At 47.3% G+C, this 15,090-nt stretch carries 16 protein-coding genes; 4 read left to right on the top strand and 12 right to left on the bottom strand.

Annotated features, from left to right (window positions below):
- Together LJ740_RS19900 and LJ740_RS19895 are read right to left on the bottom strand one after the other, a co-directional pair.
- The coding region (locus LJ740_RS19900) for a bile acid:sodium symporter family protein (RefSeq protein ID WP_229530886.1) at nt 1–824 on the bottom strand (824 nt) is incomplete at its 3' end.
- Nucleotides 825–849: 25 nt separating this feature from the next.
- Nucleotides 850–1,653, bottom strand: a complete 804-nt coding sequence (locus LJ740_RS19895; RefSeq protein ID WP_229530885.1) for a class II aldolase/adducin family protein — start codon at nt 1,651–1,653, stop codon at nt 850–852.
- Between the two features lie 93 nt (nt 1,654–1,746).
- Between LJ740_RS19895 and LJ740_RS19890 the strand changes: the two genes are divergently transcribed.
- Entirely contained in the window at nt 1,747–2,658 is a 912-nt protein-coding gene (locus LJ740_RS19890) for a LysR family transcriptional regulator (RefSeq protein ID WP_229530884.1), read from the top strand.
- Here LJ740_RS19890 and trpS read toward each other — a convergent pair.
- Nucleotides 2,642–3,649: a tryptophan--tRNA ligase gene (gene trpS / locus LJ740_RS19885; protein ID WP_229530883.1), complete on the bottom strand. Its 1,008-nt coding sequence runs from the start codon at nt 3,647–3,649 to the stop codon at nt 2,642–2,644. The genes LJ740_RS19890 and trpS overlap by 17 nt on opposite strands.
- Nucleotides 3,650–3,679: 30 nt before the next feature.
- Nucleotides 3,680–4,357: a ribulose-phosphate 3-epimerase gene (gene rpe / locus LJ740_RS19880; protein ID WP_229530882.1), complete on the bottom strand. Its 678-nt coding sequence runs from the start codon at nt 4,355–4,357 to the stop codon at nt 3,680–3,682.
- Between the two features lie 281 nt (nt 4,358–4,638).
- On the opposite strand from rpe, the gene LJ740_RS19875 reads away from it, so the two are divergent.
- From LJ740_RS19875 to LJ740_RS19865, 3 genes are all read left to right on the top strand, one after another.
- Entirely contained in the window at nt 4,639–5,283 is a 645-nt protein-coding gene (locus LJ740_RS19875) for a TorF family putative porin (protein WP_229530881.1), read from the top strand.
- A gap of 397 nt (nt 5,284–5,680) precedes the next feature.
- The gene (locus tag LJ740_RS19870; protein WP_229530880.1) at nt 5,681–5,959 is read left to right on the top strand and encodes a hypothetical protein; all 279 of its coding nucleotides are present in this window, start codon (nt 5,681–5,683) and stop codon (nt 5,957–5,959) included.
- 14 nt (nt 5,960–5,973) lie between these two features.
- Nucleotides 5,974–6,192 (top strand): DUF2970 domain-containing protein, encoded by a 219-nt coding sequence (locus LJ740_RS19865; protein WP_229530879.1) that lies wholly within the window; start codon nt 5,974–5,976, stop codon nt 6,190–6,192.
- Between the two features lie 3 nt (nt 6,193–6,195).
- Here the strand turns inward: LJ740_RS19865 and LJ740_RS19860 are convergent, their stop codons facing one another.
- The 8 genes from LJ740_RS19860 to LJ740_RS19825 form a co-directional block, all read right to left on the bottom strand.
- Nucleotides 6,196–6,381 carry a hypothetical protein gene (locus tag LJ740_RS19860; RefSeq protein WP_229530878.1) on the bottom strand — a complete coding sequence of 62 codons (186 nt, stop codon included), beginning with the start codon at nt 6,379–6,381 and terminating at the stop codon, nt 6,196–6,198.
- A 276-nt stretch (nt 6,382–6,657) separates the two neighbouring features.
- Nucleotides 6,658–7,497, bottom strand: a complete 840-nt coding sequence (locus tag LJ740_RS19855) for an RNA polymerase sigma factor (protein WP_229530877.1) — start codon at nt 7,495–7,497, stop codon at nt 6,658–6,660.
- Between the two features lie 96 nt (nt 7,498–7,593).
- The gene (locus LJ740_RS19850; protein ID WP_229530876.1) at nt 7,594–8,109 is read right to left on the bottom strand and encodes a YybH family protein; all 516 of its coding nucleotides are present in this window, start codon (nt 8,107–8,109) and stop codon (nt 7,594–7,596) included.
- Nucleotides 8,110–8,680: 571 nt separating this feature from the next.
- Nucleotides 8,681–9,508 carry a Dam family site-specific DNA-(adenine-N6)-methyltransferase gene (locus LJ740_RS19845; RefSeq protein WP_229530875.1) on the bottom strand — a complete coding sequence of 276 codons (828 nt, stop codon included), beginning with the start codon at nt 9,506–9,508 and terminating at the stop codon, nt 8,681–8,683.
- Between the two features lie 67 nt (nt 9,509–9,575).
- Nucleotides 9,576–11,489, bottom strand: coding sequence for an SPOR domain-containing protein (locus LJ740_RS19840; RefSeq protein WP_229530874.1), 1,914 nt, complete (start codon nt 11,487–11,489; stop codon nt 9,576–9,578).
- A gap of 100 nt (nt 11,490–11,589) precedes the next feature.
- On the bottom strand, nt 11,590–12,657 hold the full coding sequence (aroB, locus tag LJ740_RS19835) for a 3-dehydroquinate synthase (protein WP_229530873.1): 1,068 nt from the start codon (nt 12,655–12,657) through the stop codon (nt 11,590–11,592).
- Between the two features lie 26 nt (nt 12,658–12,683).
- The gene (aroK, locus tag LJ740_RS19830) at nt 12,684–13,199 is read right to left on the bottom strand and encodes a shikimate kinase AroK (protein ID WP_229530872.1); all 516 of its coding nucleotides are present in this window, start codon (nt 13,197–13,199) and stop codon (nt 12,684–12,686) included.
- A 160-nt stretch (nt 13,200–13,359) separates the two neighbouring features.
- Complete coding sequence (locus LJ740_RS19825) at nt 13,360–15,090, bottom strand: type IV pilus secretin PilQ (protein WP_229530871.1); 1,731 nt, start codon at nt 15,088–15,090, stop codon at nt 13,360–13,362.

Here is a 15,090-nt window from a genome sequence, read left to right as displayed (position 1 = left end):
AACACCGCGCCGATGTACATGGTTACGCCGTAAACTCCGGCGGAAGTGGCGTAGGCCGGATTGGATAAAAAGGTAATAGCAATCAAAATAGCCATTGAGGCATTTTGAATGCCCACCTCAATACCCAGGGTAACCTTTTCAGGTAAAGCCAAGCCGGTGAGTTTTGCCAGCCAAACGCCGGTGGCGATAGCCGCAAAATTAAGTACCAGGGTGGCCCAGAAAATCTGATCAAAGGAGGCCAACAGCATATCGATTTCCTGAATTACGATGGCAATGATCAGGGCAACCATAAACAATAGTGATATTTTGCGGAAAATCCCTTCTATCGCCAGGGCGCGTTGCTCCCAACGGGCGCGAAACGCAATCCCCAAAATCACAGGTAGCAAAGTTAACAACATCAGTCCTAACGAAGTATTTAACAGCGAAAAGGATTGAACCTGATCGGCAGCAAACTGTTGAATGGCAAACTGAATAATCCAGGGAGTGGTAAAAACGCAGATCAACGTGGTTACCGCCGTCAGCGATACCGACAACGCCAGATTGGCTCTGGCTAACTGGCTGATCACATTGGATGTTGTGCCGCCGGGACAGGCGGCTAAAATCATCAGACCAATTGCCAGTTCCGCCGGTAAATTAAATAGTACGGCTATTCCCCAGGCCAATATTGGCAACAACAGAATTTGGCCCACCAGACCGACAAAAATAGGTTTTGGTGTTTGCCAGAGCCGGGAAAAATCCGCTCTGGTGAGACTCAGTCCCATGCCAAACATAATAACGGCTAATATGGCCGGAAGTAATACCTGAGTTAATACCGAATCCTGCATCTGCTACCCTACACCCGTTTAAATATCAGTTTTTAAAACTGTCATCCTGTGCCTGCACAATCTGGTACAGGGGCTGGAAATTACCCCAGGTTACCAAATCATTGGCATTCATGGCACGCGTTTTCAACGCGATATCATGAGGAATGGGTTTTATCTTTCCGGCTGCCTGCGCCAATAACTGACTTTCGCAACAACTGTCCATAATAACAAAGTTAGCGGTGGCTGCATCAACGGTATTACCCACGGTCAGTAAACCGTGATTCTGCAGGACTACGGCAATGCCGTCTGAGAGGGCTTCGGCAATCAAATCACCTTCATCCAGTTCGGCTACCACCCCGGTAAAGTGATCAAACAAGCCATGATTCTGATAAAACATACAGGCATCTTGTGAAATTGGTTGCAGCTTTTCACCCAGCGCCGAAAAAGCCCGGCCATTGCGCGTATGGGCGTGGGCCACAGCATTCACATCGGGACGTGCCATGTGAATGCGGGAATGAATGGCAAAGGCGGCATTGTTGATGGCGTGCTTACCCTCAATAATTTTTCCTTCATGGCTAACCCTTACCAAATCACTGGCCCGGATATGGCGAAAATGCACCGCCAATGGATTCACCCAAAAAGTGTCTTTTTCTACGGCATCACGCACTGTGATGTGTCCGGCCAGGCCCTCGTCAAAACCGTGTAAGGCGAAGACCCTGAAGGCGGCGGCAAGTCGAACCTTGTCGTATTCCCGTTGTTGCAGCGGCTCGGAAAACACCGGCGGCTGAGGCACTGAAAACTTTTCGGCACCTATGGTCATGTTGTCGATAGTGGCTTGATGAGCAGACATTCAATTCTCCGGTTGTTTTTTAAGCACAACTGGATTCTACGTCTGCAACTGATAAACTCAAATGATGAATATTTATAGTTAGACATGAATCTCATGCATAGTATTGACTACAATTTGTTTCAGGTATTACTGACGATCTATCACCAGGGTTCTGTCAGCCGCGCCGCAGATAAACTCCATCTGACACAACCTGCGGTCAGCCATGCTTTGAGTCGCTTACGGCGACACTTTGATGACGTGTTGTTCGAGCGTCATGGCAAAAAGATGGTGCCCAGTGATTTTTGTCAGCACATCATTGCCGATGTAGAAAACAGCCTGCGCACGTTGCAGCAAACAATGTCGCAGCCAAAACACTGGGATGTCAGGCAACTGAATCGCAGCTTCAATGTCGCGGTAAGGGATATACTGGAAGCTTTGTATTTTCCACGACTGCTCGCGCACCTGCAGGTCATCGCTCCGAATGTGCGAATTCGCAATGTCAGTATTGAGCCAAAGCATCTGCCCGAAGCGCTTAAAAGTGGTGATATCGATTTAGCCCTGGATTCGTTGATTGCCATGCCGGCAAATATCCACAATCAAACATTAGGACGCAGTCGTTTTGTACTGCTGTGCCGTCAGGGGCATCCCATCATTGAACGTTGTGATTTAGCCAGCTATCAACAGTGGCCACATGTGGTGGCCGCCCTGAAAGCCTCAGATATCAATCTGGTAGACAATGCGCTGACCGCGCAGCAACTGCATCGCAATGTGGTGCTGCGCTGTGAGAATTTTTACGGGGCGGTGCAGACTGTGTGTCATACGGATCTGATCATGACAGCGCCGGAAAAAGCAGCGCGACAATTTGCCAGCCATCTGCCTTTGCAAATTTTGCCCCTGCCACTGTCACTGCCAGATATCAGTATTCATCTTTACTGGTGGCAGGTGGCAGAGTCAGACCCTGCCATTCGTTGGCTCAGGGATGAAATTCAACAGCTATCCCGTCGTTTATTCAGGGACGACGAATAAAGCCTACCGCTTCGTAAACTTTCGCCAGTGTGACCGCGGCTCTGGCAGAAGCGCGCTCGGCACCACTTTTCATGATGGCATCCAGTGCAGCGCGATCTTCCCGCAGGGCTTTGAATTTTTCCTGAATCGGCTCAACCAGGGCCACAACCGCGTCAGCCACGTCCGTTTTAAGATGGCCATACATCTTGTCTTCGTATTCCGGCACCAGGTCTGCAACGGGGCGATTGGTTGCCAATGACAACAGGGTCAGCAAATTGGACACGCCGGGTTTTTCCGCTGTATCGAAATAGATACGAGCCTGTTCATCAGAATCGGTAACCGCGCGTTTGATCTTTTTCGCTAACTTTTTGGGTTCTTCCAGTAATCCGATAAAGTTGTTGGGGTTGTCATCGGATTTAGACATTTTCTTCGTGGGTTCCTGCAGGCTCATAATGCGCGCACCAAACTCAGGAATATAAGGATCAGGCAGAGTAAACAACTCACCGTAGAGATTGTTCATACGGGTGGCGATATCGCGGGTTAACTCCAGGTGCTGTTTTTGATCTTCACCCACCGGTACCTTATCGGCCTGATACAGCAAAATATCGGCTGCCTGCAATGCCGGGTAGCTATACAGGCCGACATTGATATTATTTTCGTTCCTGGCTGACTTGTCTTTAAACTGCGTCATGCGGTTTAGTTCACCCATTTGGGCATAACAGTTCATGATCCAGGCAAGCTGCGCATGTTCAGGCACGTGAGACTGTACAAACAAGGTACTTTTAACCGGATCAATACCGCAGGCCACATACAGAGCCAGGCCATCAAGACAGGCTTCGTATAGCGCTTTTGGGTCCTGACGCACGGTAATGGCGTGTAAGTCCACCAACATATACAGACAATCGTGATCTTCCTGCATGCTCACCCATTGCTTAAGGGCGCCCATATAATTGCCGATAGTCAGTTGTCCGGAAGGCTGGCAGCCACTTAATACAATAGGTTTACTACTCATCAGAATATCTCTTTGGTCTCTTTACAATAATTAATGGTTGTCTGTTTGCGCTAATTCATGGCGCATGGCATCGATGACCTGCTTGTAATCAGGCTGGTTAAAAATCGCAGAGCCTGCCACAAACATATCGGCACCGGCCTCAGCTATGGCGCGAATATTATCGACTTTCACGCCCCCGTCAATTTCAATTCGGGTTTTCAGGCCTTGTTCTCTTATCAGATGTTGCAAATCTCGCAATTTATCCAGGGTTTTAGGGATAAACGCCTGACCACCAAATCCCGGATTCACCGACATCAACAGCACAAAATCCAGTTTATACAAAACGTAATCCAGCACTGAGAGAGGTGTGCCGGGATTTAAAACTAAACCGGCTTTGCAGCCCTTATCTTTGATCAACTGAATACTGCGATCAACGTGTTCACTGGCTTCAGGATGGAAACTGATATAGCTGGCTCCGGCATCGGCAAACTGGCTAATCAAATCATCTACGGGTTTTACCATCAGATGTACGTCAATGTCGGCGCTAATACCATAGTCTCTGAGGGCCTTGCACACCGCCGGACCAAAGGTCAGATTGGGCACATAGTGGTTATCCATTACATCAAAATGAACAACATCGGCGCCCGCGTCTATCACCCTGGCTACGTCTTCACCGAGACGGGCCAGATCGGCGGACAGGATTGAAGGAGCAATTAAATAATCGTTCATAGCCAGTCATTCTCTGTAGCAAAATTGCCGCTAAAAATACCAGCTTCAACCGCAGAAGGCTAAGCCTTATTTTGGTGCGCTCGCCCCAAAAACGTGCGTCATTTTCCATTTCGCCCCCGTGTTGCTTTCAGTGCCGTGCCTTAAGACAGCTTATTAAATTTTGATAAAGACAATATTTTCAATAACTTAAGAAAGTTTTCAGAAAGCTGGCAAGTTAAAAATTAAACAGGCATTAGTTTTGCTCAATGAATGCCAGCACACATACAAAAACGGAGAAACACATGAAATTAACCAGAACAACTCAAGCGGTCGCTTTCGTTTTAGCCGCATCAGCATTTTCCCAGGCAGCTTACGCAGACTTAAGCGCCAATGTCGGTTTAGTCTCTGAATACCACTTCCGTGGTATCCAGCAAACCAGCTCGGCCTCTGCCAGCGCCGGTGTGGATTATGAAAATGGCGGCTTTTACCTGGGCACCTGGGTTGCCGACGTTGAAGACGGTCTTGAAATCGATGTCTACGGCGGATTTGGCTTTGATATCAGCGAAGATGTTTCAGCCAGTATTGGTGTCACTACTTACCAGTACACAGGTGATTTCGATTCAGCCTACAACGAAGTGAACTTTGGCTTTGGTTGGGGTCCACTTTCCGTAGAGTACACCATCGGTGAATGGGATGATGACCTGGATTTAGGTATCCCGGGTGGTGATTACACATTCTTAGGTTTAACGTTGGAACACGAAGGTTTTTACGGCACCTTTGGTACTTTTGGCGACGAATCTGACGGTGAATACTTCGAAGTGGGCTATGGCACAGAAATCGGTGGTTTTGACGCCGGTGTATCTATGGTATTTGCCGACAGCGATTTAGGTGGCGGCAGCAGCGATGAGACAATCCTGTTCAGCCTGAGCAAGTCCTTCGATCTGTAAGCACGGTTTCACTCAGAAGCAAGGATGCTTCATACGCTTTAAATATATATCTGTCGGATTCTGTAGGGTGAGTCCGGTGGATGTATTCTGGCAGCCATATCTCGTATATGGCTGCCACTTCCCTTCCTCGTAAAATAACCTTTTCCATTCAGTTAAAATTCACACCTGCTGAGTAAACTATTCCTCAATCTGGTCATATTTTTCACTTTAGTGAACTTTTGTTACTGGGGTTGTCCAAAACTGCAGTGAACATAAATGCACTGATAACAGCGTATTGCTGAGATAAACGACAGATTTTTAACGACCAACGTCCTCATCAAACAGAGGTTCAACAAGTATAATGAAACAAAGTGTTGCAAAGCGGGTAGCGAATATGATCTCCACAAGAAACCAAAAAATGCTGATACTAAGTACAGCATTGGTGGCTATGCTATCTTTTGCCGGCAATCTTGAAGACGAAGGTTTGCGCTTTTGTAGTTGTCCCGCAGACAGCCGTTTTGACGAGTCTCTGCCGATGAGCCACCCACAGAATCTGTGCGCCAAAGAGCAAGCTTCAGGGGTCAGCTGGGTTTCCTGGTTTTCCGGTAGCAGCGCCAGTAAGCAATTCCATTATCTGGATTTATTGGAGCTGTTGACAAGAGTCACCGACAGCGCTCAGGATAGCAGCACCAGTTAATTCGGAAAACAGCAATGAATGGTACCTCAGACTCATCCAGGCAAACGGAAAAGGCCTCTTTGTGGCAGGTAACCAAAAGTGTTGCCGCCAGTATGTTTGGTGTACAGACTCAAAAGAACCATCAGGCTGATTTTCAACAATCCTCCTTTCTTCCCTATGTGGTTATCGGCGTGATATTTGTATTAGTGTTTATCGCCGTGCTGGTTGGCGTGGTTAATCTGGTTCTTTCCTGACACTTATTTGATTTTCTGACACTTTTCTACAACACTCATTTTAGGTCCTTTGGGTAGTTTAAGTTGCCAATACAAATGCACCCAACCGTTTAGCGGCGACGATGGCTGTTGCGCTTTATCCGCGCGATCATCAGCAACTTCTCCTTGGGTCGGATTATAACCTAAAAACACTTTAGTATCGGCATACAAAAAATAAGCTTTGCTGGCTACTTACCTTCCATAAATCTAACATCTAATTATGTAGACGTCCTACCAATTATGCATCAAACGAAGCTTACACTACTTGTGAATAGCCCAAAAAAGAATTCTATATATAAATAAATTCTGAGAATGAACGCCCACTTTGAACAAAGCATATCGGATTTAAACTTTTAAGAAAGGCGTAAAAGCGCATTTATCGACTGTCGGTTTCCTATTCTATGTATTTTGTAGTGCGTAAAAAGCAATACGCGCATCAGTATTTATTCAACTAGCGTAGTGACGCATTCCTTGCTTCACTAGCTCTTCGATGACTTGGCCAAATACCTCTGGCGAGCGATACGCCGGTACTGCTTGCTGTAACCGAGTTGCTTTCAAATGCTGTTGGGTTTCAGCAATGGTTTGTTTGATTTGCTGGTAAGTGTCGCTAGTCTGCACCGAGAAAAACATCTCGCTAGCATTTATTCGACCTCGACTGACCGCACCTGTTAGCTTGTTTGGGCAGCTACACTTTGCTGCGCTATGTACCAAGCCACAACTAGTGTTCATAAACTCAATCACCTTTTGTCGAGCGCGGCTAAGTTGTTGACGAAAATTCGCTTTCTCAATACCTAGAATTTCAGCCGCCTGTTGCTGCTCTAATTCGTAAATATCCCCCAAGATGTAAGCAAGGCGATGTGCTGGATTCAAGCACAGCAGCATTGCCATGGTACACGAGATCCTTAGCTCATTAATCATGGCGTTATATTCTGGTCTTTGTATTAGCCCGTCACCTGGCTGTTGTAAATCCGATTCTAGATCGGCTTGATAATCGTCAAAGCCCATTTGAGGCTGACGTGCCAGTACCTTCTTTTCCGTTAGCAGGTAGTTAGCAGCAACGCGATACACCCAAGTTTTAAACTGACTTTTAAACTCAAAACGAGACAACTTAGTGATCAAGCGGATCAAAATCTCTTGGGTCGCATCTTGCGCATCTTCTGGGTTGACTAGCATGCGCAATGCAAGGGCATACACATCGTTTTGCACCTCAGATACAACCAATTGCAATGAAGCCTTGTTGCCTTGGGTCGCTTGGCGAATATGTTGGTTTAACTCAATGGAAATCATCGGTATTCCTTCACTACTTGCTCATAGCATGTCATTGCACATAAAAAAGTTACTACAGCTAACCCATAAAGTAAGCTTGTAACAGCACATAGCGAGTTAGTCTGCTTGAATTGATTCAGCGTTCAATAGCATTTGTCCATGGGGATTATCTAACACCATCAACCACTTGCCGTTTTCCTGCTTCCGCAGTACTGCTATAGATAACCCCGATTGCTTAATCTCACTTCCTTCAGGCCCTGTTGCCGACATATCCCAAGGGGCGATATGCATTGCAATATCGCCTACAACAAACACCTGATGCCCATTTGGGTATGTAAATTGCGGCTTCATAGTAAACCATTGTTTAAAGATAGCTTGAATCTGCTCAAGATCAGAAATGGCCGTTCCCGGTTCAAACATTATCGCCACATTCGATTCATAACTGCTCATGACAGTCTCTATATCTGCTTGGTGAAACGCATTGGTCATGGTGTGCACTACACTTACAATTTGCTGTTCGGTTGGTTCAATGCTTAATTCGCTCATTGTTTTATTCCCCGTTATATTGCCAGCCGCCCAGCTTACAGAGGTAAGTAATAGGCTTGTACTGGTCAAGTATTTCAAAATTTTCATGGTTTATCCCCTTCGTAAGTCGATGCCTGCACAGCGAATAAACTTCACTGCGTTACGCAACAGACATTTATTTAGACGATCCGCAATGAACAGGTGTGACAAATATTTTTGAGAAAACTAAATGAAAGGACTAAATGGGAGGAGAAAGTCGCAGCACAATAGAACGCACCAATGATGCATTGGTGTGAAGGAAGCTAGCCCTTACTCCAAGTTTTGTTAGGCCAGAAATTCAAGCCGCAATGTCGAGTATAAAATGAATAAAAGCTATCGACGAGCCCAGGTGTAAGGTGATTGTTGGTTTGGCTTGACGCTGTTGGTTATGCGTATTGAGAGAAGCTGTCACGAGTTCGGGGTTATCGTCGTTAAGAAGGCTGAACTATAGTACTGAAATCTTGATTATGGTGTGACCCGGCCCTTACGAAATTTCCCTCTGGTTTCCGCATACGTCCCTTTTTATGCATCAAAGTCAAAATCTTTTTGGATGATGTAATTGTCAATCATTTTGATTTTTTTTCGGTCGACAGTCGGAGGTGCTCGGCTCGAATTGGCGGTAATGCTTGCATATTGCGTGCTAAGCTTTTGGGCGATAAACCGCCAGTAATTCCGCCACCTTTTTGCGACTATCGCCTTTTTGACTGATAAAACGGGAAACGGATAGCTTGCGCAGTTTGGCCGGTTTGTAAATTCGACGGGTAAAAGCTGTGTCATGATTGCTCACCAATACAAAACGCCCCAGTTTGTCACTGGCATGCAGCGCTAACTGCGCCAGCTCCTCCTGTGAGTCCAGACCAAAGCCCTGTTTTGAATAAGCAGTAAAATAAGCGGTTTCACTGACCGGCGCATAAGGTGGATCGCAGTAGATCACGGAATCATCCGGAGACTGCAACATCACCTGTTGAAATGGCAGGCAGGTAAAGGTGGCTCTGGCAGCTTTTTGGGCAAAAAACTGCAGTTCTTTTTTGGGGAAATAAGGTGCCTTATAGCGGCCAAATGGCACGTTGAATTTACCCGATAAATTGTATCGACACAGCCCGTTGTAACCATGGCGATTCAGATACAAAAACAGTACCGAACGCTCAAACGGATCAGTGCTGCCATTAAACCGCTCCCGTTGCTGATAAAACACCGCTTCCTGGTTAAATTGCGGGGTAAAGTAGTGCTCTGCCTCGGCAATAAAATGCGTACTGTCGGTTTGCAAAATTTTGTACAGGTTGATCAGATCTTCATTGATATCGTTGAGGTGATAGGCCTCATACTCAGAATTTAAAAACACCGAGCCAGCACCCACAAACGGCTCCACCAGCACTTTAGCTTTGGGTAGCTCTTTGTTGATCTTTTCAATGAGGCTATATTTGCCACCGGCCCACTTCAAAAATGCCCGGTGTTTCGATTGTGGCATGTTGTTATTATTATCTGACTTAGATCTCTGAACGCTGAGATTGTACCTGACTGAAAAAAAATTACAGCTAGTTAACGGTGATTTCACGCCGAATCTGAGCGACCGATTTAGCAAACGGGGCGGTTGTGCTGAACTTATCAGGCAAAGACGCGGCGGCGGCCCGGGCAACATCCAGGCTGGCGTAGTTTTGCTTTACCAAAACCACAAACCAGTCTCCACCATAACGCTGAGTCTGATAAACCCAGACATCATTCAGCAACTGATTATCCACCAAAAACTCCTGCAACAGGGTTTCTGTGCTGATGCCTGATACCTGCAATACGTATTCGCTGTCTGCCAGTTCCAGTAACAACGGTTCGTGATACTGATATCTGGGCGACGAAATGTCCGAATTGTTCTGAGTACCAGACTCTATCGGTTCGAAGCTGGCAATGTCTTCCACCGGGTAGTCATTGACATTGACGTCAGTGTTTACCGCCTGGTTTTGGGTTTCTGCCGCGCTGTCTGGCGACTGCGTCCCGGACAATAAACTCGCATTCCGGGAGACTGTGGCAGAACTATCTGCAACCTCACCCTGAGTCTGGTTTTCCTGTACAGTGACATTCTGTGCTGCAGGATTTGCGCTATTCACAGCACTTTCCTGAGCGGCCGTTTCGTCAATGCGGCGATTCACCGATGCGGTGTCAGCGTTGTCTGATGGTGGGTTTGCACTGTCTCTTGGGGTTGACGCATTGTCATCTCTTGGGGTTGACGCATTGTCATTAACACCGCCGTCACTGTTGAGTAACTCAAGGGCCACCAGAGCATCCATTACAGAAGCGTTAAGCTGTGCCTCAGATGCGGTCAATGCACTGGCCTGTTCGTTATCTGACTTTGCCGCATTGTCGCTACGGCTACCAGATTGTGTATCGCGCTGCGCCGGTAATGTGCCGGTATCCCGCAACTGTTTTAATTGTTCGGCGCTGATATCGGCAATGTATTCCGAGCTGGGAGAATCGGCGCTTTGTTTGCTAAAGGTATTAACAACCACAGGGGCAGCAACAGCCTCCTCAATTGCTTTGTTGTCGTCAGCGCGGCTGTTTACCACTGATTCATTGTTGTCCAGGCGCTGCATCGCATCACTAAAATTCGCTGCTACCCGTTGATTATCCGAAGAGTTTACCGCGCTTTCCTCCCGCGCTTCTTCGTTGCTTTGCTGATTTGCCAGAGCCACAGCTGCTTCCAAAGATAAGCCGCTACTTTCGCTGCTGTCGGAAGACGCATTCTGCTGAGTATCAGGTTTGGACTGGAATAAAAACTGGCTAAATTCACTCACTGCCGCTGAGGTCACATCAAAATACTGCCAGATGAGTATAGACGAGAAGCTGCCAACGAAGACCATGGCCAGTGCCAGTTTTACCCACCACTTTTGCAAAGGTGCTGTACCCAGCGCAGGTCGGCTGGCACGGTGTTTCATGCGCTCCTGAAAAAGCTTGCGACGATTGGCGATCATCTCATCTAAATCGCCTTCCACTTCGGTTTCTTCATCGTACTCAAGGGTTTGCGTGGTCAACAGAACCGGTTTGTCGTTGTTGTTGGTGGGTAGCCAGGATTTCACATCTTCCGCCCAAAAGTGATCACCGAACATCAAAATATTGATTTGCTCACCATTTCGGGCAAAGCGATTTTGCAACACCAGATCCCAGAGTTCCCGCAATACATCTTCCGGCACATTTTCCGCGCTGGTAATGGCGATCAGCACCGGCTCGGTTTTGTTGTCTCGCGCAGCAAACGACTGCACTAAAGACTGGTTGCGTTGCCAGCTGCACTGCAGTTGTTCTGCCAGTAATTGCCGGTAATAATTGTCGCTCTTACCTTTGCGGGCATTCACCAATGCTACATTGGCGTGCTGACTCTGCTGCCCCAGAAACGCTTCAACAAATCCCTGCTGCACAGCCACATCCTCACCGGTAATAAATACCATCTGTGATGAATGCGCCACGAGATATTCCAACCTTTGTGAAATATCCGTGTATTCTGTTAGCAGAGTAGAATGTCTCATGTTTGCAACTTATTACTCTTCAGGGTATGCCTGTTCAATATTAATTCAAAACGTCTCGCAACAGCGCGTCGTCAATGTCAGAAGTCACCACCGCCTGGCCTATTCCCTGAGGAATAATAAAGCGGATCTGCCCGGCTTCCACTTTTTTGTCATGCTGCATATGTTGCATAAACTGCGCATAACCCATGGACTTTGGCGCGGATATCGGTAAATCAAAAGCCGCATGTAATGCAGTAATGCGACTAACTTCTGACGCTGATAACCAGCCTTTTTTCTGTGCAACAACTGAAGCAATAATAGTGCCAGCAGAAACCGCTTCACCGTGCAACCAGTTGCCATAGCCCTGTTCGGCTTCAATGGCATGACCAAAAGTATGGCCCAGATTCAGCAATGCACGCAGTCCTTTTTCCCGTTCATCCTGTGCCACGATCTCCGCCTTAATCTGGCAACAGCGATAAATCATCTTTTGTAAGGTGTCGGAGTTCAGGGCTTTGATCGCATCCAGATTATTTTCCAGCCAGGAAAAAAACTCGGCGTCATAAATAATACCGTATTTGATGACCTCGGCCATGCCAGCCGCAAACTCGCGTGCCGGGAGGGTTTTCAGGGTTTCGGTGTCGATGATTACCGCTTTAGGCTGGTAAAAGGCGCCAATCATATTTTTACCTAAGGCGTGATTAACCGCGGTCTTGCCGCCAACACTGGAATCCACCTGTGATAACAGGGTTGTAGGAACCTGAATAAAGGGAATACCGCGCTGAAAACTGGCGGCCACAAACCCGGTCAGATCCCCAATGACTCCGCCACCCAGCGCTAATAAGGTAGCGTCTCTGGCAGCGTGGCGTTGCAACAACTCACCTATCACGGATTCCATGGTTTGCAGGGTCTTGTATTCTTCACCGTCTGGTACCTGGATAAACTGCACATCGATGCCAGTTAACGCAGCGCTTAACTTGTCAGCCCATAAGCCATAAACCGTTGGATTGGTAACCACAAACACTTGTCGGGTTTTCAGGAAGTCTCGAATGAGGTGGGCTTGAGAAAGTGAATCTTCGGAAATGGTTATGGGGTAGCTACGCTCCCCCAACTCTACTGTTAAGGTCGACATGCGCGCTCCCCCCAAATGGTGTTTTTTTATAAGCCGATTTTACTGATGATCGCGTTGGCTACAGCACGAGCGCTCTGATCATCGGTTTGCACCGTGTAATCAGCGATTTCTTCGTACAGTGGATTGCGCTCCCCGGCCAAATCTTTCAATACGGCTTCAGGATCGTTATTTTGCAACAACGGACGGCGTTTATCGCGTTGTGTTCTGGCTACTTGTTTATCGATAGTAGTTTCCAGATACACCACAATACCACGTGCCGATAACCGGTTTCTGACGGCATTACGCACCACAGAACCACCGCCAGTCGCCAAAACGATACCTTGTTTTTCAGTTAAATCAGTGATGACAGACTCTTCTCTATCGCGAAAACCTTCTTCGCCTTCAATATCAAACACCCAGGAAATATCGGCACCAGTGCGCTTTTCGATTTCCTGGTCTGAGTCATAAAATTCTAAATGTAATTCATCTGCCAGATGTCTGCCAATGGTACTTTTGCCAGCCCCCATCGGCCCAATTAAAAAAATGTTTCTTTTTTCGGCCATTTTATCTACGTCAACAATCTAAAAAAATGGAAATTCCAACCTCGCTCGATTTTCGAGAGCGGGATTATCTCAGTTACAGGCGCGATTTGGCAACCCTTTTGCTTGCCTTATCTTCAGTTTGCTTTGAACAACCCGCCAGTTATGGGGCTATTTTTGTGCTTTACAAGGTATCAGTGAGTATTTTGGGGGTAACAAAGATCAAAAGCTCCCGTTTATCGTTAACTTGCTGACTCTGTTTAAACAAATTGCCTACCACAGGTAAATCCCCCAGTAAGGGCACCTTAGTATCGGCATCAGAGATGGTTTGCTGAAAAATGCCACCCAGTACGATGGTTTCGCCGTTTTCTACTAACACCTGAGTGGATATTTCCTGGGTATCAATGGCGACGGCGGGACCGGTTGGCGTTGATACGGTTTCGCCACGGGTGTCCTGGGTTACCACCAGATCCAGAATAATGCGATTGTCCGGGGTAATATGCGGCGTAACCATCATACTTAACACCGCCTTTTTAAATTCCACCGAGGTCGCGCCACTGGATGTGGCCTGAACATAGGGAATTTCGGTACCCTGCTCAATGTAAGCTTCGTGTTGATTGGCCACCGTAATTCTGGGACTGGCGATGATTTCACCCTTGTTTTCCGTTTCCAGTGCTGACAGTTCCAAATCCAGTATAGTGCCATCAACCAGACGGGCCACTGTAAAACCAATTCGCCCCGCCGGTGAGTTAACCGGCAGATTTACGTTTAGCCTGTCATCAATACTGGGAATTGTACCACCGGCGATGGAATCTGCGGCTTCCAGCGAACCGGATACCCCATCTTCGTCCTGACGATCACTAAAGCCCCAACGCACCCCAAATTGTTCGTCTACCCCGTCCCGTACTGTAACCATGCGCGATTCGATCAATACCTGGCGCACCGGAATATCCAGAATTTCGATCATTTCCAGAGCGTCAGCAATGGATTCATTGGCGTCTTTGATAATCAAGGTATTGGTGCGTTCATCGACAGTGACATTGCCTCTGGCGCTCAACACACTGCCTTCACTGGATTTCAGAATCAGCGCCAGCTCTGACGCTTTGGCATAATTAATTTGCACATGGCGGGTGCTGAGCGGGGCCAAATCCGCAGCCTGCTTCTTGGTTTGTAAAATCTGCGCTTCGCGGGCAGCCAGTTCTTCTGCCGGTGCCACCAGTAAAATATTGCCTTCCATGCGCTGATCCAGTCCTTTTATCCTGAGGATCATACTCAGAGCCTGGTCCCAGGGCACATTGGTAAGACTGATGGTAACATTGCCGGTCACCGAATCGGTTGTCACCAGGTTAAACCCATTTACCTGGGCTATTATCTGCAATACCTGTCGCACCGGGACATCCTGAAAATCTAACGATATGGGTTCACCGGAAAATTGCGCTTTATATTGGGCTTCCTGGTCATCTGATTTAATGTCGCCAATCTGGATTTTCAGCAGGTTGCCGTCTTTTTCGTGGCGATGGGTAAAATCACCCGCCATTTCAATCACAACAGAAGATTGCGTAGCATCCTGAAAAGTCTCTACAAACTGAATTGGCGTGGTAAATTCTGACACATTCAGGCGCATCAATTGTCCCTCGCCCAATCGGGTTCCGTGCAGATTGACATGCAATAACTTACTGTCTCTGGACATCAGCACCTGATAATCAGCAGAATCAAATTCAATCAATAGCTCAGCGCTGTCGTCGGGAAGTTGCTGAAATTCAATGTTGGTTAATACCGAATGGGCTGAAGCTTTGGACGAGGGAGCCGGATCTACCAATTGCACATCGTTTGGCTGCGCGAGCGCTTCGGTAACACAAAACTGCACAATAACGATGACTATGCTCATTGTGAAAAGTGATTTGCAATTACCCAT

It is taken from the genome of Planctobacterium marinum (assembly GCF_020687805.1).
GTDB classification, from domain to species: Bacteria; Pseudomonadota; Gammaproteobacteria; order Enterobacterales; family Alteromonadaceae; genus Planctobacterium; species Planctobacterium marinum.
Note: the sequence above shows the minus strand (reverse complement) of the source record. Positions and strands in the feature narration are given on the sequence as shown.